Below are 25,817 nucleotides of genomic sequence, written 5' to 3'. Positions count from 1 at the left end.
TGCGCGAAAGCGCGACCGAATTTCCTTCAATCCGTCATCACCTCGCCCAATTGCGCTGTCAGCAAGGTCTTGTCCGCAACAGGACGGACCAAGCGACAAGGACTGGCAGACATGACGTCGAAGCCGCGCTGGATGCGCAGTGTGATCGAAGCGGCCAAAGCCCAGAAGGGTCCCGTACTTCCGACACGCAGGGCGTCCGCCCGATCGACCGTGAGGTATGCCGCCGCGTCGAAAGCCTGAGGTCCCGCCGGCGCGTTTCGCCGGCCCGTAACGAGTAGAGGTTCTGATGAGTAGTAGGTCCTTCGCACAGTCGCGCCATGCCACGTCCACGCCCTGGACGGCCCGCCGCGACACCCGACCCGTTCCCGCAGCCCCGGCCCTGCCGAAGTCGCGCGTCACCCGCCGGTTCGAGATCGAATGGCTCGAAGACGGCGAGGTCCATAGCAGCACGACCGTCGCCCCTGCGTTGCCCGCCTTCGAACAGGCCTTCGGCGCCTTCTCCCACGGTGTTCTCTTCCAGACGACCGACGGGCCTGTCGCCATCGAGGATCTTGAACCCGGGATGCATCTGGAATGCGCGAACGGCAAGGTCAGCCAACTTCTGTGGAAGGGCGCCATCACCCTCGTGCCGGGGGCGCCGACGCTCGCCGACCGTCCGGACCGAATGTACCGCGTCATGCCCGATGCCTTCGGCCTTGCGCGCCCCGTTCAGGACCAGACCTTCGGTCCCCATGCCCGCAGGCTCGATCGCGACGCCAAGATCCGGGGCGCCATCGGGTCAGAAGCCGCCCTGGTTCCCCTGTCGGCGATGGCCGACGGAACGGCTGTCATCGAGGTCACGCCGCTGTCGCCGACACGCGTCTACCACTTGGCCTGCGAAGGGCATGAGACGCTTCTGGCGGCCGGGCTCGAGGTCGAGAGCTTCCATCCGGGGCCGGAACTTCCCCTGTCCCTGTCCGAGGAGATGCTGGCGCTTTACATGGCGTTCTTCCCGCACCTGTCGACAATCCGGGATTTCGGCAGGCTGGCGGCACCTCGCCTGACAGCGGAGGATTATCTCTCGATCATCTGATCAGGCCGACCGAACGAGCCTTTGCTCGAGCACGTCGAAGGGCACGCCGGGGTCGTCCTTGGCGCAGCGTATGACCAGCGAGGTTTTCACGCCGACCACGTTCGGCGCCGACGTGAGCTCTTCGGTCAGGAACCGCTGAAAGGTCGACAGGTCGGGTGCCACGCACTTCAGGATGAAATCCACCTCGCCGTTCAGCATGTGGCACTCGCGCACCAAAGGCCAATCGCGACAGCGCTTCTCGAACGCGGACAGGTCGCTTTCAGCCTGGCTCTGCAGCCCGACCATCGCAAAAACCTGCACCTCGAAGCCAAGGGCGCGAACATCGACCGACGCATGATAGCCCTTGATGTAACCCTGCTCCTCCAGGGTCCGGACACGGCGAAGACAGGGCGGCGCCGAGATGCCGACACGGCTGGCGAGCTCGACGTTCGTCATGCGCCCGTCGGCCTGAAGCTCGGCGAGAATCTTGCGGTCGATCGCGTCGAGTTTCTGGTGCGCCATGATGAGCCGCGTCTCCACCTGAGGGTTTTTCAAAAACTACAGGCGCACCGTGTCTTGCGCAATATAATTTCCCAATTGCGCAACATTGGAAAAGCCTTCGCGCCGGATTCACGGAAACGCAGCCGCAATCTTCAAATCGCTCACAGACGAGGATATCTCTCCACCGCAAGACGCCATAGGGGGACGACATGGCCGAGACGAAACACGCCAAGGTGCTGATCATCGGGTCCGGGCCGGCAGGTTATACTGCCGCGGTCTACGCCAGCCGCGCGATGCTCGACCCCGTCTTGATCCAGGGCATCCAGCCCGGAGGCCAGCTGACCATAACGACCGAGGTCGAGAACTGGCCGGGCGAGATCGAGATCCAGGGGCCGGACCTGATGGTGAAGATGGAGGCGCATGCCCGCTCGGTCGGCACCGAGATCGTGCCCGACATCATCATGTCGCTCGACCTTTCCCGTCGCCCGTTCACGGCGAAAGGCGACTCCGGCACGACCTACACCGCCGACGCTCTGATCCTCGCCACCGGCGCCCAGGCCAAGTGGCTCGGGCTTCCGTCGGAGGAGCACTTCAAGGGCTTCGGCGTGTCGGCCTGCGCAACCTGCGATGGCTTCTTCTACCGCGGCCAGGACGTCGTGGTGATCGGAGGCGGCAACACGGCCGTTGAAGAGGCTCTGTTCCTCACCAATTTTGCGTCGAAGGTCACGCTGGTCCACCGCCGAGACGAACTGCGGGCCGAGAAGATCCTCCAGAACCGGCTGTTCAAGAACCCGAAGATCGAGGTGCTGTGGAACCACTCGATCGAAGAGGTCGTGGGCAGCGACCAGCCGCGCGGCGTCGAAGCGGTGCGAGTGAAGGACGTCCATACCGGAAAGATCACCGAGATCCCCTGCAAGGGCTTCTTCGTCGCCATCGGCCATGCGCCGGCGTCCGAACTCGTGAAGGACCAGTTGGACCTGCATCACGGCGGATACGTCGTGACCGGGCCCGACTCGACGGCAACCTCGATCCCTGGTGTCTTCGCGGCGGGCGACATCACCGACCACGTCTATCGCCAGGCCGTCACATCAGCCGGGATGGGCTGCATGGCGGCGCTCGAGGCCGAGCGTTTCCTGGCGGAAGTCGGCGAGGTGCAAGGCAAGGACGAGACCGAGCCCCTGGGTTATGGCGCCCCGGTCGACGCCGCCGAATAGGAGACCGCCCTGCCGATCTTCCGGCAGGGCGGCTCCTCGCTTTTCACTCGTTACTCAGGGGGAAACTCAGGAAGCCGGCAGCAGCACCTTGTCGATGACGTGAATCACGCCGTTCGACTGGTCCACATCGGCGATCGTCACGGTCGCGACGTTGCCCATCTCGTCTTCGAGCATGATCTTGTCGCCTTCATAGGTCGCCTGCAGCGTGCAGCCGCCGACAGTCGGAACCGGGTGCTTGCCGGAGTCATCGTCGATCATGCCCATGATCGCGTCCGACATCGCGTCCGCAGCGACGACATGGCAGGTCAGGATCTTGGTCAGCTGATCCTTGTTTTCGGGCTTCAGCAGGTCTTCGACGGTACCAGCCGGCAGCGCGGCAAAGGCATCATTCGTCGGCGCGAAAACGGTGAAGGGGCCTTCGCCCGACAGCGTCTCGACAAGGCCGGCGGCTTGGACGGCGGCGACGAGCGTGGTGTGATCGGCCGAGTTGACGGCGTTTTCGACGATGTTCTTGTCGGCGAACATCTCGGCACCGCCCACCATCGGGTTGGCCATCGAGTGGCTTTCGGCGGAAACGGACGACGCGGCCAGCAGGGCGGCGAAGGTCAGGGCAACGGTTTTCATCTAGTTCTCCATCTCGTGGGGCAAGATGTTCGCCCCCTCTGCAGACAACCACGGGCGCTTCTGCCCCGCTGTTTCCGGGGTCACGGCGTCGTGATGTTTTCCCGGCTGCACCGCTGGAAAACCGCACGCGATGAGCCGTACGGGTGGGCTTTGCGGATGCTTCGGGAACAGTCTCCCGCTCAATCGAAGGATTGTGGAATGCCCTCGGCGGAAACTAGTGCAGGCGCGGTACAGCCCGACCTAATCGGGTCCGACATGCTTGCGTTCCGCAGGCACTGGCGTGTACCTGCGCGCGACTTCAATGAATTGACCGAGTGACCGAATGCAAATCGCGAACCACGCCCCGATCCCCGAGCTCTATGTCTCTTACGAAAGCGCGCAAAAGCTCAAGAAGGAAGCCGCCGACCTCAAGAGCTGGGACATGACGCCCCGCCAGATCTGCGACCTCGAGCTTCTGATGAGTGGTGGCTTCCACCCCCTCAAGGGCTTTCTGACGCAGGAAGACTATACGGGCGTTGTCGAGAACATGCGCATGGCGGACGGCACCCTCTGGCCGATCCCGATCACGCTCGACGTCGCGGAAGCCTTTGCCGAGGGCGTGGAGCTTGGCCAGGACATCGCCCTGCGCGACCAGGAAGGCGTGATCCTCGCCACGATGACCGTCACCGACCGCTGGACCCCCGACAAGGCACGCGAGGCCGAGAAGGTCTTCGGCGCCGACGACAGCGCCCACCCTGCGGTGAACTACCTGCACAACCACGCGGGCAAGGTCTATCTGGGAGGTCCGATCACTGGCATCCAGCCGCCGATCCACTACGACTTCAAGGCTCGCCGCGACACGCCGAACGAATTGCGCGCCTATTTCCGCAAGCTGGGCTGGCGTCGCATCGTCGCCTTCCAGACGCGCAACCCCCTGCACCGTGCCCACCAGGAGTTGACCTTCCGCGCGGCCAAGGACGCCGCCGCGAACCTGCTGATCCATCCGGTCGTGGGCCTGACCAAGCCGGGCGACGTCGATCACTTCACCCGCGTCCGCTGCTATGAGGCGGTTCTGGACAATTACCCTACCGCCACCACCACCATGTCGCTTCTAAACCTCGCCATGCGCATGGCTGGCCCCCGCGAGGCGGTGTGGCATGGTCTGATCCGCCGCAACCACGGCTGCACCCACATGATCGTCGGGCGCGACCATGCGGGGCCCGGCAAGAACTCGAAGGGCGAGGACTTCTACGGCCCCTACGAGGCGCAGGAGCTGTTCGCCAAGCACCAGGACGAGATCGGCATCGAGATGGTCGATTTCAAACAGATGGTCTTCGTCCAGGAGCGAGCGCAGTACGAGCCCCGCGACGAGGTCGAAGAAGGCGCGACGATCCTCGACATCTCCGGCACCGAACTGCGCCGCCGTCTGCGCGAGGGTCTGGAGATCCCCGAGTGGTTCTCGTTCCCCGAAGTCGTCAAGGAACTGCGCCGCCGCTATCCGCCACGATCGCAGCAAGGATTCACCGTGTTCTTCACCGGCTTCTCGGGCTCTGGCAAGTCGACCATCGCGAACGCGCTGATGGTCAAGCTGATGGAGATGGGCGGTCGCCCCGTCACGCTTCTCGACGGCGATATCGTGCGGAAGAACCTTTCGAGCGAACTGGGCTTTTCGAAGGAACACCGCGACCTGAACATTCGCCGCATCGGCTATGTCGCCTCCGAGATCACCAAGAACGGCGGCATCGCGATCTGCGCACCGATCGCACCCTATGCCACCACCCGCCGCGCGGTTCGCGAGGACGTCGAAGCCTTCGGTGCCTTTGTCGAGGTCCACGTCGCGACGTCGCTCGAAGAATGCGAGCGCCGCGACCGCAAGGGCCTCTACAAGCTGGCGCGCGAGGGCAAGATCAAGGAATTCACCGGCATCTCCGATCCCTACGACGTGCCTGCGAACCCGGAACTGAGCCTCGACACCGAGAACACCGAGGTCGACCACTGCGCCCACCAGGTTCTCCTGAAACTCGAACAGATGGGCCTTGTCGCGGGCTGAACCCTGAACGGCTGATGAGCGAACGGCCCGTCTCCTGACCGGAGGCGGGCCGTTCTCTTTTGTGTCCCTGTCCCGGGATTGAAAAGGCCCGGGCGCGAACGCCCGGGCAGATAGGCCACATCAGGGGGAGGACCGTCAGTAGCTGTAAGCGGATTCGCCGTGGCTCGTCTGGTCGAGGCCCTGGCGCTCTTCCTCTTCGGTCACGCGCAGGCCCATCAGGCCCTTCACAACCATGAAGAGGATGAAGGAGACCACACCACACCAGATCACCGTCACCAGCACAGCCTGGATCTGGATCATCGTCTGGCCAGCGAGCGAGTAGTCGTCGCCGCCGGTGCCGCCCAGACCCGGAGCGGTGAAGATGCCCGTGCCGACGGCGCCGATGATGCCGCCGATGCCGTGGATGCCGAACACGTCGAGGCTGTCGTCATAGCCGAACTTGTTCTTGATGACGGCCACGAAGAAGTAGCATCCGAGCGACGCGACGGCGCCGAGGACGATCGCCCCGATCGGGCCGACCGTGCCACAGGCCGGCGTAATCGCGACGAGACCGGCGATCATGCCCGAGGCGGCGCCCAGCATGGAAGAGTGCTTGCGGGTCATCTTCTCGATGATGTTCCAGGCGAGGATTGCACCAGCCGTGGCAAGGAAGGTGTTGATCATCGCGAGACCCGCACCGCCGTTCGCCTCGAGGTTCGACCCCGCGTTGAAGCCGAACCAGCCGACCCAGAGGATCGCGGCTCCGACAAGCGTCAGCGTCATCGAGTGCGGCGCCATGTTGTCCTTCCGGAAACCGACGCGCGGCCCGATGATGATGCAGCCGACGAGTGCCGCGATGCCTGCGTTGATGTGGACCACGGTGCCGCCAGCAAAGTCGATGGCGCCCCAGTTGAAGATCAGCCCGGAGGCGTCCCAGACCATGTGCGCGACGGGGAAATAGACGAAGGTCACCCAGAGCGCGATGAAGACCATCAGCGAGCCGAACTTGATGCGCTCGGCGAAGGCGCCGACGATCAGGGCCGGGGTGATGGCGGCGAATGTCATCTGGAAGGCGATGAACACGTATTCCGGGATCACGACGCCATCGGTGAAAGTGGCAGCCATGGAATCCGCCGTCACGCCCGAGAGGAACAGCTTGCCCATCCCGCCCCAGTACGGCGACGTGCCGCCGCCGAAGGCGAAGGAATAGCCCCAGAGCGCCCAGATCACCATGCACAAGGCAGAGATGGTCGTGCACTGCATGAGAACGGACAGCATGTTCTTCGACCTGACGAGACCGCCGTAGAACAGCGCGAGGCCCGGCAGGATCATGAACAGGACGAGAAGCGTCGCGGTCATCATCCAGGCGACATCGCCTTTGTCCATCGTCTCGGTAACCACTTCGGTGACTGCCTCGGCAGTGGCCGCCTCCTGCGCCAGCGCCGGAAGGGCCGAGAGAAGCGTCGCCGCACCTACCAGCCCGAGAGTTTTCTTCAGTTCCATCTATCTACCCCTTGGTCGGTATGGTGCGATTCAGATCGCGTCTTCATTGGTCTCGCCCGTGCGCACGCGCAGGGCGGACTGGACGTCGAGGACGAAAATCTTTCCGTCGCCGATCTTGTCGGTCTTGGCGGTCGAGGCGATCGTCTCGACGACCTGGTCGGCCATCGAGGACGGCACAACGATCTCGAGCTTGACCTTCGGCACGAAGTTCACGGCGTATTCCGCACCCCGGTAGATTTCAGTGTGTCCCGACTGTGAGCCGAAACCCTTGATTTCGGTCACCATCATGCCGCGCACCCCGATCGAGGTGAGCGCTTCGCGCACCTCTTCGAGCTTGAACGGCTTGATCGCTGCGATGATGAGTTTCATGGATCCCCTTCCGCATGATCGCGGCGCACTCCACGCCGCACTCGTGGACCGACATGACGGCTCAACGAACGGGCTCACAAGCGCGAGGCTGAGGGGGAAACGCACAGGAAAGGTTTATGTGGAACAATATTTGCACAATTTATGTGCTTTGATTAATTTTTGTGCGACATGAGGATGAGCGTGTCCCCGACCTCTGCACGTTTGCCGCTCCACTTCGGGGAGTCTTCGCATTATGTTGGCCTCCGAGGCAGGAACAATGGACCGGGCGTATGAGTAGCTCGAACGGGAAGCGGCCCTTGGTCGCCGACAAGCGCGCGACTTCGCGCAAACCGAAATCGAAGCCCGCACCAGCGCGAGCCAAGAAGCCGCGCCGCGTCCGCGCGGCGAGCCGCAATCCTGTGGTCTGGCTTTTCCGTGCGGTTGTTCGTCTTGTCTGGGGCGTGGGCTGGCGCGTCGGCGCGCTGGTCCTCATCGTGACAGCCTTGGCCGTCATCTATTATGCAGCGACCCTGCCTCCGGTCAGTGCGCTTGTCGACGGGCGCTCGCGCGGTTCTGTTACGCTTCTTGACCGCGATAACAAGGTGTTCGCCTGGCGGGGCGAGCAGTTCGGTGGCCAGATCAGCGCGGATACGGTGTCACCCCACCTGCGTAACGCAGTCGTTGCGACCGAGGACAAGCGGTTCTACGGGCACTTCGGCCTTTCGCCTCGCGGCATCGCCAGCGCCGTCCGCATCAACCTCGCCGAGGGGCGCGGACCTTTGTCGGGCAACGGCGGCTCTACGATCACGCAGCAGGTCGCTAAGCTTCTCTGCCTCGGCGTGCCCTATAGCCCGGAAAGCGGGATGACCGAGGCCGAGTACGAGACCGAATGTCGTCGAACGACTCTGGGCCGCAAGGTCAAGGAAGCCGTCTATGCCATGGCGATGGAGTTGCGATATTCGAAAGATGACATCCTTTCGATCTACCTCAACCGCGCCTATCTGGGCGCCGGCGCGCGCGGCTTCGAAGCGGCGGCGCAGCGCTATTTCGGCAGGTCGGCGAACGAGCTTCTGCCATCCGAGGCGGCGATGCTCGCCGGTCTTCTGAAGGCGCCAAGCCGCTATGCTCCGACCGCGAACCTTCAACTCAGCCGGGACCGTGCGGCCACCATCGTCAAGCTGATGGAAGAGCAGGGCTACCTGACTGCCGCAGAGGCCGAGGAGGCCCGCCGCACGCCCGCGACCCTGTCCGAAGCGGCCGAGGCGCGCGCAGGGGGCTATTTCGCCGATTGGGTCATGGACATGGGGCCGACCTTCCTGACCGAGGAGACGACCGAGGACGTGGTCATTCAAACCACCTTCGACCAGCGGATCCAGAAGGCGGCCGAGGAAGGTCTTCAGTACATCTTCGACAACAAGGTCCGCGACGGCTCCGAAGCGCAGGCAGCCATTGTCGTGATGTCTGCCGACGGCGCGGTGCGCGCCATGGTGGGCGGCCGCAAGTTCAAGGGTGTCGCGGGTCAGTTCAACCGGGCAATTCAGGCGAAACGCCAGACCGGCTCGGCGTTCAAGCCTTTCGTCTATGCTGCAGCACTGGATATGGGCTTTCCCCCGAACACGACCGTTCGAGACGAACCCTACTGCCTCGACGTGCCGGGATCGGGCGAATGGTGTCCCGAGAACTATACCCGCACCTTCGCGGGTACGGTCACGCTGACGCAGGCCCTGGCGCAATCGCTGAACATTCCCGCCGTCAAGGTCTTCGAGCGGGTCGGCCGCGAGGCCGTCGTCAAGATCGCCGCCGACTTCGGACTGGCAAGCGATATCGCGGTCGGGCCTGCCGTGGCGCTTGGCTCGTCCGAATCGACCCTTCTCGAAATGACGCGCGCCTATGCGGGCATCCTGAACGGAGGCTCCTCCGTCGATCCCTACGGACTGATCGAGCTGCGGCTCAAGGGCGAGGAGAAGCCGCTTCTGGTCCAGGAAGGCGGCATCGGCGAGCGCGTCATCCAGGAAGGCGCGGCCCGCCAGCTCACCTTCATGATGCACCAGGCGATGGAAGTCGGGACTGGAACGCGGGCACGGCTCGAGGGGCGGCCCGCAGCGGGCAAGACGGGCACGACCAGCGCGTCGCGGGATGCGTGGTTCGTCGGGTTCACGGCCGACTATGTCGCAGGCGTCTGGATGGGATACGACGACAACACGCCCCTGACCGGCGTAACAGGCGGGGGTTTGCCTGCCGAGATCTGGCACGAGGTGATGACCCGCGTCCACGAGGGGCTTCCCGTGCATGAGCTTCCGATGGAAGCGCCTCAGGCGGTCGCTCAACAGGCCGAGCCACGGCGCCAGCAGCCGACGCGAAACCAGCCCGGAAATCAGACCGAGCGTGTCATCATCAACATCCTGAACGAACTCTTCGGGTCGCGCTAAAGGGTCTTCTTGAAGCCGATGTGCGTGTCCTCGTAGCCCGCGCGGCGATAGAAGTCGTGTGCGCGGTCGCGGACGCGATTCGTCGTGAACTGAAGGAGCGTTGCACCGCCGGCCCTGGCCCGCGCTTCGGCGTCGGCCAGAAGCGCAGCACCGATCCCGCCGCCCCGCAGGTCGGTCGCCACGCGCACCCCTTCGATCTGCGCGCGCGTCGCGGCGTTCAATGAGATGCCGTGAATGATCGTCAGCTGATAGGTGGCGACGATACGACCCGCATCGTCCTGACCGACGATCAGCCGGTTGAAACCGTCTCGCGCCATGGTGCGGAACGCATCCCGGTAACGAACGAGGTCGCCCCCTTCGCGACCCCTCCCGAGCGCGTCATCCGTGAGAAGGTCGACCACGGCAGGCAGATCGCCCTCGGCAGCCTCGCGGAACGTCACGCTCACCGGAGTGCGTCCACGAAAGCCTTGATGAGGCTCAGGTCCTTGACGCCCGGCGCGCTCTCGACACCAGATGAAACATCCACCTGCGGCGCACCCGTCAGTGCGACGGCTTCCGCGACATTCGAAGGCGTCAGCCCGCCGGCCAGCATCCAGGGCAAGGACCAGCGACGGTTTGCAATCAGGCGCCAGTCGAAGGACAGACCGTTCCCGCCCGGCAGCGCGCCCGCGGTCGGAGGTTTCGCGTCGACAAGGATCTGGTCCGCGACACCGGCGAAATCGTCGAGCAGCGACAGGTCGGCCGCATCTGCGATTCCGATCGCCTTCATCACGGGCAGTCCATAGCGCGTGCGCACTTCGGCCACACGCTCGGGCGTCTCGCTGCCGTGTAGCTGAAGCATGTCCAGCGGCACCAGGCGGTCGATGTCGTCGAGAAGCGCGTCGTCTGCATCGACGAGGAGCCCGACCTTGGCGACACCGGAGGGTACGTCGACGGACAGTGCGCGCGCCTCGTCAGGCGTCAGGGCGCGCGGCGACCTGGGGAAGAACACGAATCCCACATAGGACGCCCCCGCCTCCGCTGCGGCGGCGACGGCTTCGGGGGTCCTGAGACCGCAAATCTTGACGCGGACGGTGGATTGCATGGGCGCGGTCTAGCGCGCCCGTCAGCGACCCTCAAGCAGCGCGAGGACGTCATCGCCCTTTTCCGGCGAGGGAGAGACGCGCTGCACTTCCTGTTCAAGCCGCACCCGCTCGCGCCGTTCCTGCACGGCCGTGGCGCGATGCTTGTGCTCTCGCACCCATTCCCACACGAAGCCGAAGAGAAGGCCGACGATAGCGGCCATGAGAAGATAGGCGAACGCCGGCAGCGTTGCTTCCCAGTTGAAGCCGAGAAGACGCGCCAGGTCATCGGGCAGAAGCCTGAGTGTCAGAGGTTGGATGTTAGCCACGGCCACCACGATCATGACGATCGCGATCAGGGCCAGGACGATCAGCTTGATCAGGCGCATGTCACTTCCCGTTCAGTCGGTCCCGCAAAAGCTTGCCCGTCTTGAAGAACGGAACATGCTTCTCTTCGACCTCTACGCTGTCGCCCGTGCGCGGGTTCCGTCCGACACGTCCATCACGCTTCTTGACCGAGAAGGCGCCGAAGCCACGAAGCTCAACCCGGTCGCCGCGCGCCATCGCCTCGATGATCTCGTCGAAGATCGTGGCCACGATCCGCTCGACGTCGCGCTGATACAGATGAGGGTTCTCGTCAGCGATCTTCTGCACCAACTCGGATCTGATCATGAGGTCCCCCCATTAGTGCCGTCGTTATCCGCGGCTTCGAACACGGGGACTATAGGCCCAAACCGCGCTGCACGAAACAAGACTTGCGTCAATTTCACGGGGATAAATGCGACTAAACGGCTGAATACGAGGGGGAAATACGCAAAGCCGAGCCTCGTTTCCGACACTTCGACCGCCTTGGCGACTTGCTGCGCCGCAGCTTTGGCCCGATTCGGAGGGGTCTACCCCGCCAGCCTGCGGTGAACCTCGTCGAGGTCGATCTCGCCAAGCGGCATGGGGTTTCCCGGGTTCTCGAAGTCATAACGGAAGAGCTCGAAGTCGCGCTTGTAGATCTCCCAGATCAGGTGCTTTGCCAGATCGTCGAAGAAGTCCTCCACTGGGTGGGCGCGCCTCGGGCCGTGTCCCTCACTCTCGTTGAAGCGCGGAATCGAGGCCAGATCGACCGGCACCTTGACGTGGATGCTGTTCAGCACGTCCTGCATTCCCTCGTCGAACTTCTCGGTCCAGAAGATGCGGCCATAGTGCCCCCCGTTCGCCACGAAGGTCGAGACGTGGCCGGCCTGAGCCGACCAGTGGATGTCGGGGTCCATCGGCTTGCGGAACCGGATCGTGTCGCGCGCGAACAGAAGAAAGCGGCGGAACATGGCGATCTGGTCGAAGTCGCCCTCGACCTCGATCCCGTATTGCTGTGCGAGTTGCGGGATCAGGCTGCCGCGATAGCGCTGGCCGTTCCTCTGGACCCCGCAAATCTTGTCGAAGAACGACGAGAGGATGCGGGTGTAGGGGTTTCGCACGCAAGTGAAGGCGAACGTGCCCTTGCTCCGCACGGCGTCCATGATCGCGGACTGGCTTTCGTCCTGCGCCCATTTGTGGATCCCCTCGCGGGCGTCGTGGATGTCGCCGTCGTAGAAATGCCCGTGATCCGAGAAGTACATGATCTGGCCGATGGTCGAGCAGGCACACTTCGGCACCACGCGATAGACGACGCTCTTGCTTTCGGTCATCCATGTGCCGGGGAAACCCACCGCCGAAACCCTTCCATTCCGCTTCCCGCTGTAATGCACCGGAGCGTGGCGGGAAAAAAGCAAACTTCCGAGGTTTCTTCAATCCTCCGACTCGGGTTAGACCGAAGACGCGGGCACAAGGGCAGGTGACGGGCGGAACAGTGGCGCAAATCGCCTATATTCTTCTTTGCCACAAGGACGTGGAGTCGATCATCGCGCAGGCCACCCGCCTGACCGCGACAGGCGATGCCATGGCGATCCATTTTGACGCCCGGTCGCCTCGCGGCGACTACGACAGACTGCGCGAGGCGCTGTCCGAAAATCCAAGGGTCGCCTTCCCCCGACGCCGCCAGAAATGTGGATGGGGCGAATGGAGCCTTGTGGGCGCCACACTTGCCGCCGTGGAGGCCGCCGTGGAGGCTTTTCCGCGCGCGACGCACTTCTACATGCTTTCAGGCGACTGCATGCCGATCAAGACGGCGGAGTACTCGCGCGACTTTCTGGACCGCCGCGACGCCGACTTCATCGAGAGCTTCGACTTCCACGACTCCGACTGGATCAAGACCGGCTTCAAGGAAGAGCGCCTGATCTATCGGCACTGGTTCAACGAGAGGACGCAGCCCAGGCTCTTTTACGGCAGTCATGCGATCCAGAAGCGCCTCGGCCTGACGCGGCGCGTGCCGCGCGACATCCAGATGATGATCGGAAGCCAGTGGTGGTGCCTGCGCCGTCAGACCGTCGAGGCGATTCTCGACTTCATCCGCGAGCGCCGCGACGTCGTCCGCTTCTTCAAGACGACCTGGATCCCCGACGAGACGTTCTTCCAGACCCTGGTCCGCCACCTCGTACCGGAAAACCAGATCGACAACCGCACGCTGACCTTCCTGATGTTCACCGACTATGGGATGCCGGTAACCTTCTACAACGATCACTACGACCTTCTTCTGGCCCAGGACTTTCTCTTCGCGCGCAAGATCAGCGCCGAGGCGACCGACCTGAAAGCGAAGCTCGGCCGCCTCTATACCCAAACCGGTGTCCGCTTCCGCGTCTCGAATGAGGGCCGGCGACTCTTTACCTTCCTGACCGGCCGGGGCCGCGTCGGAGAGCGCTTTGCGCCACGCTTCTGGGAGAAGGACGCGACCATCGGGCGAGAGAGATCGCTTCTGATCGTCACCTGCAAGAAGTGGCACGTCGCCAAGCGTCTGCTCGACCGGATTGCCAAGGTCTCGAACCTGCCGACAATCGAATATCTCTTCGACGAGGAGGCCACACCGATGACCGACCTCGGCGGCATCCAGGCCACACTCGCGAAACGGACGCGCCACCGTCGCGCGCTGATGCGGATGCTGTTCGATTACTATGGGACCGACAGCCTCCTGATCTGCCTGGACCCTGCGAACATCGATCTCTTCCGCGACTTCTACTCCGACCGCAGCGAGACCCGGCTTCTCGAGATCGAGTGCAACTACACCGACGATTACCTCGAGGGCCACGCCAAGCGCGTCGGCCTGGCGGGCGAGCACACGTCAGCCGAGACGTTCCGGACCCTCCTGCCCACGATCCGCAACGACGTGTTCCGCGAAAGCGAACTTATTCGTGACCAGAAGTTCCCCGAGTTTTATCGCATCCGCGAGAAGAACGATCCCGAGGACAATGCCGAGCCGCTCGCGGGCTTCCTCGGCATCGACCTTTCGAAGGCGCGCGAAATCGCTGCGACCGAATATCTCTTCGTCGACTGAGGACAGACATGGCTTACACCTATGACGACCAGAATATCTTCGCGAAGATCCTTCGCGGCGAAATCCCGAACCGGACTGTAATAGAGACCGAGCACACGCTCGCCTTCGACGACATCGCTCCCCAGGCGCCGCACCATGTGCTGGTGATCCCGAAGGGATTTTACGTCACCGCCGACCACTTCGCGGCCGAGGCGAGCGAGGCCGAGATCGTCGACTTCTGGCGGACGTTCGGCTCGATCTGCGCCGACCTCGGCGTCTCGCCCGATGCGGGGGACGGCTATCGCATCATCGCGAATTCCGGTCGGCACGGCGTCCAGGACGTGCCGCACTTCCACTTGCACATCCTCGCGGGCCGCCCGCTTGGGCGCATGCTGAAGGACGACTGAAACGGCGGGGCGGGGGCATCTGCGACACTGCCGCTCTTGCCCCTTCCACACCTCCGTCTACTATGCCTGGACCGAAAGACGAGGCCGGACCGATCCATGACTGCCCATTCCGCACCGCAACCGCCCGAGACCGAAACCGTGACACAGACTCGCGTCTCATGCGATGGCGGCGAGGGCGCGCTCGGTCATCCGCGCGTCTGGCTTTCCATCGATCCCAAGCTGGGCTGGGTCGAATGCGGCTATTGCGACAAGCGCTACGTCCTGGCCAAGGGCTGACGTCGCCTAGCCTTCGGAACAATGCCTGCGGAAAGCCCGCTTGAGCAAATCGAGCTCGGCGCGGAGGAGCGACACCTCGGCCCGCAGGTCATCGTCCAGCATCTCGCCTGCGACGACCGTCTCATGGGCCAGAGCGTCGCCCGTCGCGGCATCCTCGATCACGAATGTCTGCACCCCGTCCGAAAGGCGGTCGACGGGAAGGCGGAACCGGACCAGCCAGCGCGGCCCTCCGCCCTCGCCTGCTGGGGCGGCGACAGTCTCCGGCTCGCCCACAAGTTCGTCGCGATGTCGGATGCGAAGCCGCGGTGTCACCGTGGCGGCGCGCGCGGACAGAAGCCCTTCCCAGACCCCCTCGGCCAGGCGCATCCGCGTCAGTGTCATCTCGGCCACCGGCTCCCCCCTCAGATCTCGGCGCGGGGGCGACGCGAGAGCGTCACGTCCCGAAGGATGATCTGGTTCATCTCGGGCCCTTCGAAAATCAAGTCAAGCCACGCCCGTTCCACCCGGGCTTCGTTCATCCGCGTCGCCGAAAGGTCGAACTCGACCGAGAACTCGCCCGTCGATCCCGAGAACTCGCGGACGAGTTGCTCGACGTTCGGACCGTGCCGGACGTTGAGGCGACCGAAAATCTCCAGCGGCTTCTCGGTCTCGACCCTGATGTCCAGCCGGATCAGATGCCGCCGCGACAGGCCGGCAATTCCGGCGCGAGGCAGATCGACGACGAGGCTGAGGAAAGAGCCATCAAAGCGGAAGACGTCGAGCCGGACGCCATAGGCGGCCACGTCCTCGGCCCGCGTGTTGCGAATCTGGCGGATCGACAACTCGGACAGGGCGCAGTCGTGGAAGATCTTCGCTTCGGTCCCGACGGAGGCTCGGGTCTCGACGGAAGCCAGACCCGCGCCTCGGACAGGCCCGCACCACAACTCTGGACGCCAAGCCCAGTCCGAGTGCATCGGACGACGGATCGCCGCCTGATTGGCCAGTGGCAGGGCAAGACGCCCTTCGGCCGCGTGCAGGACCTGATCGATGCGCTTTCCCAGAGCCCGTGCCTGGTTGCGCAAGACCTTCAGATCCCGAGCCTCGAGCCGGTCGAGAGAACGCACCGCGCGGTCCCATCTGCGCAGGGCATTTCGTTCGATCAGTCCTAAAAACGGGCCGGGCATCACACGTCCAAATGCTGTGGCCAGATCGTAGCAACTCACAGCATATAGAGGCAACGCTGGAGCGGGAGGAAGGTCCACAAAGCTGTGGATAACATCATCGGACAATTCAGCCGTCGTTCGCGGCCTTCAGTTCGTCCACCTGCGCTGCCAAGGTCGAAAGCCCCTCGTCGCGCGCGATCGGTCGATCTTCCAACCCGAAGAGAGAGATCGAGACGACGCGGCCGTCCAGATCGAACAATGCTTTCCACACATCATCAGACGCGCCTGGCAGCGCGCTCATGTCCCGAGCGTGAAGGAAGAGAAGACTTCCTGTCCGCCTCGTCTCGACAATGCGGACGCTGCCCGGCTGTCCGTCCCGCGCCAGTGCGGCGCGTCCCCGCTCGGTGACGAAGTAGGCCTCCAGTTCCTCGGGCGACGGCGCATCGCCCCCGCCGGACGTGACCGAAACCGTCACGACCCCAGGCACATCCGGGCTCGCCGCCTCTGCCTTGCCGCCAATGGCAGCGCAACTTCCCAGGACGACGACCGACGTCACGCTCGATGCGCCCGTCGACCGTGTGTCGACGCACCAGCCGTCCGCGCCCGCGACGACGATACCGTCCGGGAGCACGATCCGCGTCGGCGCGCGGGAGACGATGCCTCCCGCGTCGCAAGCGGTCAGCCCAAGAGCAGAAAAGAGGACGAGACTAGAGGTCCGCGTAGACATGCGTCTCGGCCCGGGCCCCCGGATGCGTCACCGCGCCAAGCCGCGTCGAACCGACAAGCTGCGCGTACTTCCAGAGAGCGCCCGACTGATAGTTGGTCGCGCGCGCACCCGGCCAGGCCGCCTTCCGCTGCGCGAGTTCGTCGTCCGACAACGCCACCGAGATCTCGCCCTTGACGGCGTCGATGGTGATGACGTCCCCGTCCTTCAGAAGCGCGATCGGTCCCCCATAGGCCGACTCCGGGCCCACGTGGCCCACGCAGAACCCGCGCGTCGCGCCCGAGAAACGACCGTCGGTGATAAGCGCCACCTTCTTGCCCATGCCTTGACCGGACAGTGCCGCGGTGGTCGCCAGCATCTCTCGCATCCCCGGTCCGCCCGCCGGCCCCTCGTTGCGGATCACCAGAACCTCGCCTTCCTTGTAGGTTCGAGCCTTCACGGCCTCGAAGGCATCCTCCTCGCACTCGAAGACGCGAGCAGGTCCGGTGAAGACCTGCTCGGCCTCGCTCATGCCGGCGACCTTCACGATGGCGCCTTCCGGGGCAAGGTTACCCTTCAGGCCGACGACGCCGCCCGTCTTGGTGATAGGCGTTTCGATGGGGTAGATGACGCGGCCGTCCGCCTCGCGGTCGATCTTGTCCAACTCCACGCCGATGGTCTCGCCGCTGGCGGTCATGCAATCCTCGTGGATCAGCCCGGCCTTGCGCAGTTCCTTCATCACGACCGGAACCCCGCCCGCCTCGTAGAGGTCCTTGGCGACGAACTTGCCGCCCGGCTTCATGTCCACGAAATAGGGCGTGTCATGGAAGATGTCGCAGACGTCGAAAAGGTCGAAGTCGATGCCCGCCTCGTGCGCCATGGCCGGCAGGTGCAGCCCCGCGTTCGTCGATCCGCCCGTGCAGGCGACGACCCGGGCGGCGTTTTCCAGCGCCTCGCGCGTGACGACGTCGCGGGCACGGATGTTCTTCTCGATCAGGTTCATCACGGCGGCGCCCGAAGCCTCGCCGTACTGCGCGCGGCTCTCGTAGGGCGCGGGCATACCCGAGCTGTTCAGGAGCGCCAGCCCGATCGCCTCGGACACGCAGGCCATCGTGTTGGCGGTGAACTGGCCGCCGCACGCCCCGGCTGACGGGCAGGCGACACGCTCGAGGATGGCAAGCTGCGCGTCCGTCACGTCGCCCGCCTGGTAACGGCCGACCGCCTCGAACATGTCCTGCACCGTCAGGTCGCGCGAAGCGAAATCGGCGGGAACGTCCGCGCCCTCGGGCACCTTGCCCGGCAGGATCGAGCCGCCGTACATGAAGACCGACGGCACGTTCAGACGCAGCATCGCCATCATCATCCCAGGCAGCGACTTGTCGCAACCGGCCAGACCGACAAGTGCATCGTAACAGTGCCCGCGCATCGTCAATTCCACGGTGTCGGCGATCGCCTCGCGCGACGCCAGCGACGACCGCATTCCTTCATGCCCCATGGCAATCCCGTCGGTGACGGTGATCGTGGTGAACTCGCGCGGAGTACCGCCGGCCGCCTTAACCCCCGTCTTCACCGCCTGCGCCTGCCAGTTGAGCGCAATGTTGCAGGGTGCGGCCTCGTTCCAGCAGGTGGCGACGCCGACGAAGGGCTGCGCGATGTCCTCCTCGGTGAGGTCCATCGCGTAGTAATACGATCTGTGCGGCGCGCGGGCCGGTCCTTCGGTGACGTGTCGGCTAGGCAGCCTCGACTTGTCGAACCTGTTGTTTTTGAGCATGTGTCGCCTCCCCGATTTTCGTCCCGAGCCATAGCTCTGCGGCTCGGGAGGGGCAAGCGCAAGCGGGGTTTCGCGTGAGCCTGTGCCGTCCGAGGCGAACGCCCGTTGACGATGGGGCGCGCGAGACGCAGGGTCTGTCGAGTGTCCTATCAGAGCTACCGCCAGTCCCTCACGCGAACCGGCCTGCGTACCGCGCTTTGGCGACTGCCCGTCGGGCTGGCCCTTGTCGCCTGCCTTACGGTGCTTTGGGCCCTGGCGCTGTCCGGCGTGCTGTCGGTGATGCGCGGCGAGCCTCTGCCGGCGACATGGTTCGACATCCTGTTCTCGACCGGCACTCCTGCGGGGACCGTGGTGTTCCTCGGCCTCTACGCCGGTCCTGGCCTCGCCACGATCTACGTGGCACGAAACCTGCACGCGAGATCGGCCCGCAGCCTCGTTGGTCCCGCCCCACGTACGCTGCGCCACTTCGCCGTCGGCGTCGGTGTCACCGTGGGGGCCGCCGTGATCCTCGCGCTCGTCAGCCGCCCCGTCTATCCGGACGTCGAGCCAAATCTTCCGGCGAGCACCTGGGCGCTCTGGCTTCCCCTTGGCCTCATCGCCGTCGCCGCACAGACCGGATCAGAGGAACTGCTGTTCCGCGGCTACCTTCAGGGCCAGCTAGCGGCGCGACTGCGCTCTCCGGTCGTGTGGCTACTCCTGCCCGCCCTCCTCTTCGGAGCGCTCCACTACCTTCCGGACGTGGGGCCGCAGGTCGCCCTCACCTATGTCGGCGCCGCGACACTCTTTGGCGTCCTGGCGGGCGATTTGACGGCACGGACGGGAAGCATCGGTGCGGCCTGGGGAATTCACTTCGCGAACAACGCGATGGCCATCCTCGTCGTGGCCGCCGATCCCGCACTCGGCGGGCTCGCCCTCTATCATTCGGCGGTGGCGCTCGAGACCGGCCTGAGCGATCCGCGCCTTATCGCCGTGGACCTGACCGCCCTTGTAGGGGTTTGGATTCTGACCGCGCGTCTCCTGTCCCGCTGATTGCAATTCCCCGTCGCGCGGCTTAACTGGTCCCGGAGCAGGCGCCGAAAAAAGCTGATGAACTGGATTTCGAACTACGTCCGTCCGAAGATCAATTCGCTCTTCTCGCGCCGGGAAGTGCCTGAGAACCTTTGGACCAAGTGCCCCGAATGCGGCACGATGCTGTTTCACCGCGAACTTGCGGAGAACCTGAACGTCTGCACGAACTGCGATCACCACATGGCGATCTCGGCGCGGGACCGCCTGAGGACGCTCTTCGACAACGGCGTCTTCGCCGAGGTCGAGGTGCCGCAGCCGATCCAGGACCCGCTGAACTTCCGCGACCAGAAAAAGTACCCCGAGCGTCTGAAATCCGCGCAGCGAGAGACTGGCGAGAAAGAGGCGATGCTGGTCGCCGAAGGCGAGATCGGGCGCACGCCCGTTGTCGCCGCCGTTCAGGACTTCGGTTTCATGGGCGGCTCGATGAGCATGTACGTGGGCAACGCCATCATCGCCGCCGCCGAGCGCGCGGTGAAGCGCAAGCGCCCGCTCATCCTCTTTTCGGCCGCCGGCGGCGCCCGGATGCAGGAAGGCATCCTGTCGCTGATGCAGATGCCGCGAACCACCATCGCCGTCGACATGCTGAAGGAAGCCGGCCTGCCCTACATCGTGGTGCTGACGCACCCGACGACGGGCGGGGTTACCGCCTCCTACGCGATGCTGGGCGATGTCCAGATCGCCGAGCCGAACGCGCTCATCTGCTTCGCCGGCCCCCGCGTGATCGAGCAGACCATCCGCGAGAAGCTGCCCGAGGGCTTTCAGCGCGCCGAATACCTGCTCGATCACGGGATGCTCGACCGGGTAACGCATCGCAAGCACCTGAAGGACGAACTCGTGACCATCGTGCGGATGCTCCTCGGGCTGTCGCCGGCGGTGAAGGGCGACCTGCCGGCGCCGGAATTGACGCCGGCCGCCCTGCCCGCCTCGACCCCCGACGCTGCCGAAGGAAAGTGACGCGCCACAGCGTTCCTCGGAAACCGTGACACAGACAGTGACCTCCGACGCCATCCTCGAGCGGATGATGCGGCTGCATCCGAAGGTGATCGACCTCACCCTCGACCGGATGGGGCGCTGTCTTGCTTCCGTGGGCGACCCGCACCGGCACCTGCCGCCCGTGATCCACGTCGCGGGCACGAACGGAAAGGGGTCGACCCAGGCCATGATCCGGGCGGGGCTGGAAGGCGCAGGTCAGTCCGCGCATGCCTACACCTCGCCTCACCTGGCCCGCTTCCACGAACGCATTCGCGTCGCGGGCGAGATCATCTCGGAGCCCGATCTCACGCGCCTTCTCGACGAGGTCTACGAAGCCAACGGCGGCGAGACGATCACCTATTTCGAGATCACGACCGTCGCCGCCTTCCTCGCCTTCGCGCGCACCCGCGCCGACTGGACACTGCTGGAAGTAGGGCTTGGCGGCCGCCACGACGCGACGAACGTGGTGGACGAGCCGCGCTTGACGATCATCACCAAGGTCGATCTCGATCACCAGGCGTTCCTGGGCGAGACTATCGCCGAGATCGCCTATCAGAAGGCAGGGATCATCAAGAAGGGCGTCCCGGTCATCGTCGGGCCCCAACACGACGAGGGCCTCGCGGTGATCGAAGCCGAGGCGGCGCTCTTCCACGCTCCCGTCCTTGCTCACGGTCAGCACTGGCATGTGTGGGAGGAACGCGGGCGCCTGGTGTTCCAGGACGAGACTGGGCTTGTCGACCTGCCCCTGCCGAACCTGCGCGGCCCGCACCAGATCGGCAACGCCGGCATGGCGCTCGCGGCCCTTCGTCACCTCGGTTTTGAAGACGACGCACTTGAGGCCGCCGTCAGCCGAGCCTTCTGGCCCGCGCGGATGCAACGCCTCGCGTCAGGTCCGCTGGTCGAGGCGGCTGGCACGGCCGAACTCTGGCTCGACGGCGGGCACAATCCTGCGGCGGGAGACGCGCTGGCCGAAACGCTCGAGCAGATGCCGGACCGGCCGACCCATCTGATTTGCGGAATGCTGTCCACGAAGGACGTCGCGGGCTACCTTCGCCCCCTCGCACAAGTCGCCGCAAGCCTCCACGCGGTCGCGATCCCGGGCGAGACCGCCACGCTTCCCGCCGAGGAGACAGCGGCCGCCGCGACTGCCGTGGGGCTTCCTGCAACGGTGTCGGCCTCGGTGGCCGAGGCACTGTCCGACATCGTGGCTCGGGACCCAGGCGCGCGTGTCCTTATCTGCGGTTCGCTCTACCTCGCCGGATCGGTCTTGCGCGAGAACGGGTGAGCCTCAGGCCCCGACCGCGACCAGAGCTTCCGCCAGAACCGGCACCGTCCGCGCGTTCAAACCTGCGATGTTGATGCGGCTGTCGCCGACCATGTAGATGCCGTGATCCTTTCTCAGCGCCATCACCTGCTCGGGCGAGCATCCGAGGCGCGAGAACATGCCCCTGTGCTGCGCAACGAAGTCGAAGCGGTCGGAGTTGGTCCGCTGGCGCAGTTCGGCGGCAAGCTGCTGGCGAAGGTCGAGCATCCCCAAGCGAACGTCCTCCAACTCCTCCTGCCAGTCGGCGCGAAGGTCGTCATCGTCGAGGATCATCTGTACCACTCGCGCGCCGTGGTCGGGCGGGAAGGAGTAGTTCTGCCGGTTCAGGAAGGCGAGCGTGGCCTGCGCGCTGTCCCGGTCGGCACCGTTCCGCGCCACCGTCATCAGGACGCCCGTCCGTTCACGGTAGACGCCGAAGTTCTTCGAGCACGACGCGGCCAGCACCATCTCGGGCAGACGTCCCGCAAGCAGGCGCACCCCCTCGACGTCGGCGTCCAGGCCGTCGCCGAAGCCCTGGTAGGCGATGTCGATGAAGGGCACCGCGCCGGTCGCCTCGAGCAACGCCGCGACCGAAGCCCACTCCTCGACGGTCAGGTTCGCCCCGGTCGGGTTGTGACAACACCCGTGCAGCAGGACGAGATCGCCCGCCTTCACGCCCTTGAGGTCTTCCATCATGCCGGCGAAGTCGACGCCGCGGGACTCGCCGTCGAAATAGCGATACTCGCGCATCGGGATGCCGAGATACTTAACGATGGTCAGGTGGTTCGGCCAGGTCGGCGACGAGATCCAGATCGTCGCATCCTTGTCGGCATAGCGCATCAGCTCCAGGCCCTGCCGGATCGCCCCGGTGCCGCCAGGTGTCGCCGCCACAGCGACCCGTCCCGCCTCTACGGCGTCACCGAGGACGAGCCGCCGCATTGCCTCCGTGAAGGCCGGGTCGCCTGCGAGGCCTGTGTATGCCTTCGTTTCCTGAGTCTCGACCAGCCGCCGCTCGGCCGCCTTGACCGCACGCATGACCGGGGTCCGACCGTCGGCATCCTTGTAGACGCCGACGCCAAGGTCGACCTTTCCCTCGCGCGGGTCGTCCCGATAGAGCTGCATCAGCTCGAGGATCTTGTCGGCGGGTTGCGGGGTCAGTTCGCTCAGCATGAAAGGGTCCTCAGGACGGGATTCGGGACAGGTCTCGGTCGCGGGTCAGGATTCGCGTCTTCGTCTCCTGACGGACAGGGGTGAAGCCGGTTTTCTGATAGAGCGCAAGGGCGCGGGGATGGTCCAGCGTGCAGGTGTCGACGATCAGCTTCTCCGTCCCCGCCATGTCCCAGGCGGTCAGGATCGCCGTCTTCAGAAGCCATGTCCCCAGACCGCTTCCGACCGCTTCCGGGACGAGGCCGAAGTAGTCGAGTTCCGTCACTCCGCTCGGTTTCGGTCCGTCGAGAAGGAAGAAGCCTTGCGGCCATCCCTTGTGCATGAGGGTGAAGAGCGACGACCGCGCGAGATAAGCCGCGATCTCGTCGCGGGGGCGGGCAAACATGTCCTCCCACGCATAGTCCTCTCCGACGGCGCCATAAAGCGACAGGAAATACCAGACCGGCGGGGTCTCGGCCTTGAAGAGCGCCGCCGAGACGCCCAGCGGAAGGCGCGGCCAGTTGTAGGTCGGACGCTCGTCCATCTCGAGGTAAGTGACGGTGTACTCGACCTCGGTTCCGGCCTTTTGGACCGTCATTCCGTCTCGACCTTCAGGTCGCCGTACATGCCCCACTCGGCCCAGGAACCGTCGTAAAGCGAATGGTTGCGGTGCCCGGTGCGCTCCAGCGCAAGCGACAGGATCGCCGCCGTCACGCCCGAACCGCAGGAGGTGATGACGGGCTTGCGAAGGTCGACGCCCGAAGACTCGAAGATCGCCTTCAACTCCGGCACGGGTCGAAGCGTGCCGTCGTCATTCAGCAGGCGGCGGTAGTGGACGCTCTTCGAGCCTGGAATGTGACCCGCGCGAAGGCCCGGCCTTGGCTCGGGTTCCTCGCCACGAAAGCGGGCGGGCGCACGGGCGTCGACTATTTCTTGGTCACCAAGCTTCGAGGCTGCGGCGACTTGCGTTACGTCCTTCACAAGCTGGTTCTGGCGGCTGACCGTGATGTGGCGGTCGCGCATGACGGGCGCCATATCCTCGACTGGACGTCCTTCGGCGCGCCACTTCGGAAAGCCCCCGTCCAGCACCGCGACGTCGGTCTTTCCCATCAGGCGAAACAGCCACCAGACGCGTGCGGCCGAAAACAGCCCGGCGCCGTCATAGACGACGACCTGATGTCCGTCACCCACGCCCATGGCACGCATCCGGCTGATGAACTTCTCGACCGGCGGCACCATGTGCGGCAGGTCGGAACGGTGGTCGCTCAGATCGTCGATGTCGAAGAACCGCGCACCGGGAATGTGCGCCTTGTCGTACTCGGCCTTGCCGTCCCGCTTCATGTCCGGAAGATACCACGAGGCATCGAGAACCCTGAGATCCGGGTCATCCAGATGCTGCGCCAGCCACTCGGTCGAGACGAGCGTTTTCGGATCGTCGGCCATGAGTTTCGTCCCTCGGTCGTCCGAGTTCCCTGCTACGACGAGGCGTGCCGCGACGCAAGGCAGGGCCGTGAGGCGGCAATTGTAGCAACCGGGGCCATCCGCTAGTGTCGCGCCGGGGATCGGCGTAACGCACGGGGGGCAGTTGACCGTACTGGCGGAATACCAGCGGCTCGAGGCCGAGGGCGTGTGGCGCCCCGACCCCGAGGCGCAGCGGCGCAACGTCGTCGTCTCGGTCGGCGAGGCGACGCTGACGATTTCCGACTTCAACGGCAGCGCGCTGACCCACTGGTCCCTTCCCGCCGTGCAGCGCCTGAACCCCGGCGAGCGCCCTGCCCTCTACGGACCGGGCGATGACGCGCCCGAGACGCTGGAAGTATCCGACGACGAGATGGTCGCCGCCCTCAATCGCGTCCTGAAGGCCATCCGCCGCGGCGCCGCCCGGCCGGGCCGGGTACGGGGTCTCACAACGCTTGCCGTCGTCCTGGGCGCGGCGGCAATCGCTTTTTTCTGGCTTCCCGGCGCCATCGTCCGCCACACCGCATCGCTTGTGCCCGAAAGCGCCCGCACCGGCATCGGGGCCGCCCTCGTCGAGGAAGTAGAGACCGTCGCCGGCGCCGCCTGCGACAACCCCTCGGGGCAACGCGCGCTTTCCAGCCTCAGCGACGTGCTTTTCCCCGGCAAGCCCACCACGCTGGTCGTCCTGCCGTCGGCGCTGACCGGAACCGCGAACCTGCCGGGCGGGACAATCCTGATTTCCCACACCCTCGTCGAGGATTACGAGACGCCCGAAGTGCTGGCGGGCTATCTTATCGCCGAAGACATGCGGCGGACCCGGCAGGACCCGCTGTCGGAACTTCTCAAGGCGGCCGGGCTCAATGCAGCGCTTACTCTTCTGACAACAGGCAAGCTGTCCGAGGAAACGCTTCGCCCGATGTCTGAGTGGCTGGTGACGCACCCGCCCGCCCGGGTCCCGCAGCCCGTTCTGGCGATGCGGATGAAGGAAGCGGGCATCTCGGGCAAGCCCTACGCCCTTGCCGTCGATTATACCGGCAAGACGACGGACACCGTGGCGGACGCTATTCCCGCGGTGCCGCGACCCGTGCTCGAGGATGGGGACTGGATCGCGCTTCAGCGCATCTGCGAGGACTAGAGCGTCTTGGCGTCGCGGTCGTCCGGGATCGCCTTGCGGCAGTCCGTATCGGTTGGCTCGGCCTGGACCCAAAGCTCCCACCCCGCGATGCGGCGCAGGACGAACGTGCATCCCCGCGCGTCGGTGAAGACCGGGGCGTCGTAACCGGGCGGCGGCACCTTTCGCACGGGATCGGCCTGCTGCGCGCAGGCCGACGAAAACGAGGCCAGGACACCCAGGCCGATGGCAGTCAGCAGCTTCACCGAGACATCCCCACGATTCCCCAGCGTCACTTTGCGTTTCGGGGGGTGCAGGGTAAAGAAT

Annotated in this window: 28 protein-coding genes; 11 read left to right on the top strand and 17 right to left on the bottom strand. The window is 65.0% G+C overall.

Annotation, left to right across the window (positions count from 1 at the left end):
• Positions 1-286 precede the first annotated feature (286 nt).
• Positions 287-1,072: a Hint domain-containing protein gene (locus C8D95_RS13005; protein ID WP_109759616.1), complete on the top strand. Its 786-nt coding sequence runs from the start codon at positions 287-289 to the stop codon at positions 1,070-1,072.
• Here C8D95_RS13005 and C8D95_RS13000 read toward each other — a convergent pair whose 3' ends face one another.
• Complete coding sequence (locus C8D95_RS13000) at positions 1,073-1,573, bottom strand: Lrp/AsnC family transcriptional regulator (RefSeq protein ID WP_109759694.1); 501 nt, start codon at positions 1,571-1,573, stop codon at positions 1,073-1,075.
• A gap of 188 nt (positions 1,574-1,761) precedes the next feature.
• On the opposite strand from C8D95_RS13000, the gene trxB reads away from it, so the two are divergent.
• A complete protein-coding gene (gene trxB / locus C8D95_RS12995) occupies positions 1,762-2,766 on the top strand; it encodes a thioredoxin-disulfide reductase (RefSeq protein WP_109759615.1) in 1,005 nt (334 codons plus the stop codon).
• Positions 2,767-2,832: 66 nt separating this feature from the next.
• On the opposite strand, the gene C8D95_RS12990 is transcribed toward trxB, so the two are convergent.
• The gene (locus C8D95_RS12990; RefSeq protein ID WP_109759614.1) at positions 2,833-3,390 is read right to left on the bottom strand and encodes a fasciclin domain-containing protein; all 558 of its coding nucleotides are present in this window, start codon (positions 3,388-3,390) and stop codon (positions 2,833-2,835) included.
• Between the two features lie 322 nt (positions 3,391-3,712).
• On the opposite strand from C8D95_RS12990, the gene C8D95_RS12985 reads away from it, so the two are divergent.
• Positions 3,713-5,419 (top strand): bifunctional sulfate adenylyltransferase/adenylylsulfate kinase, encoded by a 1,707-nt coding sequence (locus C8D95_RS12985; protein WP_109759613.1) that lies wholly within the window; start codon positions 3,713-3,715, stop codon positions 5,417-5,419.
• A 135-nt stretch (positions 5,420-5,554) separates the two neighbouring features.
• Here the strand turns inward: C8D95_RS12985 and C8D95_RS12980 are convergent, their stop codons facing one another.
• Both C8D95_RS12980 and C8D95_RS12975 read right to left on the bottom strand, forming a co-directional pair.
• On the bottom strand, positions 5,555-6,895 hold the full coding sequence (locus C8D95_RS12980) for an ammonium transporter (RefSeq protein WP_420902677.1): 1,341 nt from the start codon (positions 6,893-6,895) through the stop codon (positions 5,555-5,557).
• Between the two features lie 36 nt (positions 6,896-6,931).
• Entirely contained in the window at positions 6,932-7,270 is a 339-nt protein-coding gene (locus C8D95_RS12975; protein WP_109759611.1) for a P-II family nitrogen regulator, read from the bottom strand.
• Positions 7,271-7,539: 269 nt separating this feature from the next.
• Here C8D95_RS12975 and C8D95_RS12970 point away from each other — a divergent pair, with 269 nt between their 5' ends.
• A complete protein-coding gene (locus C8D95_RS12970) occupies positions 7,540-9,678 on the top strand; it encodes a transglycosylase domain-containing protein (RefSeq protein ID WP_109759610.1) in 2,139 nt (712 codons plus the stop codon).
• Here the strand turns inward: C8D95_RS12970 and C8D95_RS12965 are convergent.
• The 5 genes from C8D95_RS12965 to C8D95_RS12945 form a co-directional block, all read right to left on the bottom strand.
• Positions 9,675-10,124 (bottom strand): GNAT family N-acetyltransferase, encoded by a 450-nt coding sequence (locus C8D95_RS12965; RefSeq protein ID WP_109759609.1) that lies wholly within the window; start codon positions 10,122-10,124, stop codon positions 9,675-9,677. The genes C8D95_RS12970 and C8D95_RS12965 overlap by 4 nt on opposite strands.
• Complete coding sequence (locus tag C8D95_RS12960; RefSeq protein ID WP_109759608.1) at positions 10,121-10,762, bottom strand: phosphoribosylanthranilate isomerase; 642 nt, start codon at positions 10,760-10,762, stop codon at positions 10,121-10,123. Before C8D95_RS12960 ends, C8D95_RS12965 begins: the two co-directional genes overlap by 4 nt.
• Positions 10,763-10,783: 21 nt before the next feature.
• The gene (locus C8D95_RS12955; RefSeq protein WP_109759607.1) at positions 10,784-11,128 is read right to left on the bottom strand and encodes a LapA family protein; all 345 of its coding nucleotides are present in this window, start codon (positions 11,126-11,128) and stop codon (positions 10,784-10,786) included.
• A gap of 1 nt (position 11,129) precedes the next feature.
• A complete protein-coding gene (ihfB, locus tag C8D95_RS12950) occupies positions 11,130-11,411 on the bottom strand; it encodes an integration host factor subunit beta (protein WP_109759606.1) in 282 nt (93 codons plus the stop codon).
• Positions 11,412-11,632: 221 nt separating this feature from the next.
• Positions 11,633-12,436: a sulfotransferase family protein gene (locus tag C8D95_RS12945; RefSeq protein ID WP_109759605.1), complete on the bottom strand. Its 804-nt coding sequence runs from the start codon at positions 12,434-12,436 to the stop codon at positions 11,633-11,635.
• Positions 12,437-12,576: 140 nt separating this feature from the next.
• On the opposite strand from C8D95_RS12945, the gene C8D95_RS12940 reads away from it, so the two are divergent.
• The 3 genes from C8D95_RS12940 to C8D95_RS12930 all read left to right on the top strand — a co-directional run bounded on the left by C8D95_RS12940 (position 12,577) and on the right by C8D95_RS12930 (position 14,816).
• A complete protein-coding gene (locus C8D95_RS12940) occupies positions 12,577-14,154 on the top strand; it encodes a DUF5928 domain-containing protein (RefSeq protein WP_109759604.1) in 1,578 nt (525 codons plus the stop codon).
• A gap of 8 nt (positions 14,155-14,162) precedes the next feature.
• A complete protein-coding gene (locus C8D95_RS12935; RefSeq protein WP_109759603.1) occupies positions 14,163-14,540 on the top strand; it encodes an HIT domain-containing protein in 378 nt (125 codons plus the stop codon).
• Between the two features lie 96 nt (positions 14,541-14,636).
• Positions 14,637-14,816 (top strand): zinc-finger domain-containing protein, encoded by a 180-nt coding sequence (locus C8D95_RS12930; RefSeq protein WP_109759602.1) that lies wholly within the window; start codon positions 14,637-14,639, stop codon positions 14,814-14,816.
• A 6-nt stretch (positions 14,817-14,822) separates the two neighbouring features.
• Here the strand turns inward: C8D95_RS12930 and C8D95_RS12925 are convergent, their stop codons facing one another.
• From C8D95_RS12925 to ilvD, 4 genes are all read right to left on the bottom strand, one after another.
• Positions 14,823-15,197 carry a hypothetical protein gene (locus C8D95_RS12925; protein ID WP_338143068.1) on the bottom strand — a complete coding sequence of 125 codons (375 nt, stop codon included), beginning with the start codon at positions 15,195-15,197 and terminating at the stop codon, positions 14,823-14,825.
• A gap of 20 nt (positions 15,198-15,217) precedes the next feature.
• The gene (locus C8D95_RS12920; protein ID WP_109759600.1) at positions 15,218-15,979 is read right to left on the bottom strand and encodes a DUF6478 family protein; all 762 of its coding nucleotides are present in this window, start codon (positions 15,977-15,979) and stop codon (positions 15,218-15,220) included.
• Between the two features lie 106 nt (positions 15,980-16,085).
• Positions 16,086-16,685 carry a hypothetical protein gene (locus tag C8D95_RS12915; protein WP_109759599.1) on the bottom strand — a complete coding sequence of 200 codons (600 nt, stop codon included), beginning with the start codon at positions 16,683-16,685 and terminating at the stop codon, positions 16,086-16,088.
• The gene (gene ilvD, locus C8D95_RS12910; RefSeq protein ID WP_109759598.1) at positions 16,666-18,432 is read right to left on the bottom strand and encodes a dihydroxy-acid dehydratase; all 1,767 of its coding nucleotides are present in this window, start codon (positions 18,430-18,432) and stop codon (positions 16,666-16,668) included. The genes C8D95_RS12915 and ilvD overlap by 20 nt, the downstream gene beginning before the upstream one ends.
• Before the next feature lie 141 nt (positions 18,433-18,573).
• Here ilvD and C8D95_RS12905 point away from each other — a divergent pair, with 141 nt between their 5' ends.
• From C8D95_RS12905 to C8D95_RS12895, 3 genes are all read left to right on the top strand, one after another.
• Positions 18,574-19,461, top strand: coding sequence for a CPBP family intramembrane glutamic endopeptidase (locus C8D95_RS12905; protein ID WP_164721746.1), 888 nt, complete (start codon positions 18,574-18,576; stop codon positions 19,459-19,461).
• A gap of 57 nt (positions 19,462-19,518) precedes the next feature.
• Positions 19,519-20,454 carry an acetyl-CoA carboxylase, carboxyltransferase subunit beta gene (gene accD / locus C8D95_RS12900; protein ID WP_109759596.1) on the top strand — a complete coding sequence of 312 codons (936 nt, stop codon included), beginning with the start codon at positions 19,519-19,521 and terminating at the stop codon, positions 20,452-20,454.
• Positions 20,455-20,518: 64 nt separating this feature from the next.
• The gene (locus C8D95_RS12895; protein WP_206508543.1) at positions 20,519-21,757 is read left to right on the top strand and encodes a bifunctional folylpolyglutamate synthase/dihydrofolate synthase; all 1,239 of its coding nucleotides are present in this window, start codon (positions 20,519-20,521) and stop codon (positions 21,755-21,757) included.
• 3 nt (positions 21,758-21,760) lie between these two features.
• Here C8D95_RS12895 and C8D95_RS12890 read toward each other — a convergent pair whose 3' ends face one another.
• From C8D95_RS12890 to sseA, 3 genes are read right to left on the bottom strand one after another with little or no spacing between them, the layout of a single operon-like run.
• Entirely contained in the window at positions 21,761-22,945 is a 1,185-nt protein-coding gene (locus tag C8D95_RS12890; protein WP_109759594.1) for an amino acid aminotransferase, read from the bottom strand.
• Between the two features lie 10 nt (positions 22,946-22,955).
• Positions 22,956-23,519, bottom strand: coding sequence for a GNAT family N-acetyltransferase (locus C8D95_RS12885; protein WP_109759593.1), 564 nt, complete (start codon positions 23,517-23,519; stop codon positions 22,956-22,958).
• Positions 23,516-24,364, bottom strand: coding sequence for a 3-mercaptopyruvate sulfurtransferase (gene sseA / locus C8D95_RS12880; protein WP_109759592.1), 849 nt, complete (start codon positions 24,362-24,364; stop codon positions 23,516-23,518). The genes C8D95_RS12885 and sseA overlap by 4 nt, the downstream gene beginning before the upstream one ends.
• 142 nt (positions 24,365-24,506) lie before the next feature.
• Between sseA and C8D95_RS12875 the strand changes: the two genes are divergently transcribed.
• Positions 24,507-25,514, top strand: a complete 1,008-nt coding sequence (locus tag C8D95_RS12875) for a M48 family metalloprotease (RefSeq protein ID WP_109759591.1) — start codon at positions 24,507-24,509, stop codon at positions 25,512-25,514.
• On the opposite strand, the gene C8D95_RS12870 is transcribed toward C8D95_RS12875, so the two are convergent.
• Entirely contained in the window at positions 25,511-25,756 is a 246-nt protein-coding gene (locus tag C8D95_RS12870) for a hypothetical protein (RefSeq protein ID WP_109759590.1), read from the bottom strand. The genes C8D95_RS12875 and C8D95_RS12870 overlap by 4 nt on opposite strands.
• Positions 25,757-25,817 lie beyond the last annotated feature (61 nt).

Origin of the sequence: Silicimonas algicola, assembly GCF_003148765.1 — a bacterium.
Taxonomy (GTDB): Bacteria; Pseudomonadota; Alphaproteobacteria; order Rhodobacterales; family Rhodobacteraceae; genus Silicimonas; species Silicimonas algicola.
The sequence above is the reverse complement of the archived record's forward strand: the minus strand, read 5'-3'. Positions and strand labels throughout refer to the sequence as shown.

Bases quoted from the DNA above. Each gene is read 5' to 3' on its own strand.
- C8D95_RS12925 (WP_338143068.1), bottom strand. From the start codon at position 15,197: ATGACACTGACGCGGATGCGCCTGGCCGAGGGGGTCTGGGAAGGGCTT.
- C8D95_RS13000 (WP_109759694.1), bottom strand. From the start codon at position 1,573: ATGGCGCACCAGAAACTCGACGCGATCGACCGCAAGATTCTCGCCGAG.
- C8D95_RS12915 (WP_109759599.1), bottom strand. From the start codon at position 16,685: ATGTCTACGCGGACCTCTAGTCTCGTCCTCTTTTCTGCTCTTGGGCTG.
- C8D95_RS12920 (WP_109759600.1), bottom strand. From the start codon at position 15,979: ATGCCCGGCCCGTTTTTAGGACTGATCGAACGAAATGCCCTGCGCAGA.
- accD (WP_109759596.1), top strand. From the start codon at position 19,519: ATGAACTGGATTTCGAACTACGTCCGTCCGAAGATCAATTCGCTCTTC.
- ihfB (WP_109759606.1), bottom strand. From the start codon at position 11,411: ATGATCAGATCCGAGTTGGTGCAGAAGATCGCTGACGAGAACCCTCAT.
- C8D95_RS12935 (WP_109759603.1), top strand. From the start codon at position 14,163: ATGGCTTACACCTATGACGACCAGAATATCTTCGCGAAGATCCTTCGC.
- C8D95_RS12885 (WP_109759593.1), bottom strand. From the start codon at position 23,519: ATGACGGTCCAAAAGGCCGGAACCGAGGTCGAGTACACCGTCACTTAC.
- C8D95_RS12955 (WP_109759607.1), bottom strand. From the start codon at position 11,128: ATGCGCCTGATCAAGCTGATCGTCCTGGCCCTGATCGCGATCGTCATG.
- C8D95_RS12890 (WP_109759594.1), bottom strand. From the start codon at position 22,945: ATGCTGAGCGAACTGACCCCGCAACCCGCCGACAAGATCCTCGAGCTG.
- C8D95_RS12975 (WP_109759611.1), bottom strand. From the start codon at position 7,270: ATGAAACTCATCATCGCAGCGATCAAGCCGTTCAAGCTCGAAGAGGTG.
- C8D95_RS13005 (WP_109759616.1), top strand. From the start codon at position 287: ATGAGTAGTAGGTCCTTCGCACAGTCGCGCCATGCCACGTCCACGCCC.
- trxB (WP_109759615.1), top strand. From the start codon at position 1,762: ATGGCCGAGACGAAACACGCCAAGGTGCTGATCATCGGGTCCGGGCCG.
- C8D95_RS12930 (WP_109759602.1), top strand. From the start codon at position 14,637: ATGACTGCCCATTCCGCACCGCAACCGCCCGAGACCGAAACCGTGACA.
- C8D95_RS12970 (WP_109759610.1), top strand. From the start codon at position 7,540: ATGAGTAGCTCGAACGGGAAGCGGCCCTTGGTCGCCGACAAGCGCGCG.
- C8D95_RS12960 (WP_109759608.1), bottom strand. From the start codon at position 10,762: ATGCAATCCACCGTCCGCGTCAAGATTTGCGGTCTCAGGACCCCCGAA.
- C8D95_RS12990 (WP_109759614.1), bottom strand. From the start codon at position 3,390: ATGAAAACCGTTGCCCTGACCTTCGCCGCCCTGCTGGCCGCGTCGTCC.
- sseA (WP_109759592.1), bottom strand. From the start codon at position 24,364: ATGGCCGACGATCCGAAAACGCTCGTCTCGACCGAGTGGCTGGCGCAG.
- ilvD (WP_109759598.1), bottom strand. From the start codon at position 18,432: ATGCTCAAAAACAACAGGTTCGACAAGTCGAGGCTGCCTAGCCGACAC.
- C8D95_RS12895 (WP_206508543.1), top strand. From the start codon at position 20,519: ATGATGCGGCTGCATCCGAAGGTGATCGACCTCACCCTCGACCGGATG.
- C8D95_RS12985 (WP_109759613.1), top strand. From the start codon at position 3,713: ATGCAAATCGCGAACCACGCCCCGATCCCCGAGCTCTATGTCTCTTAC.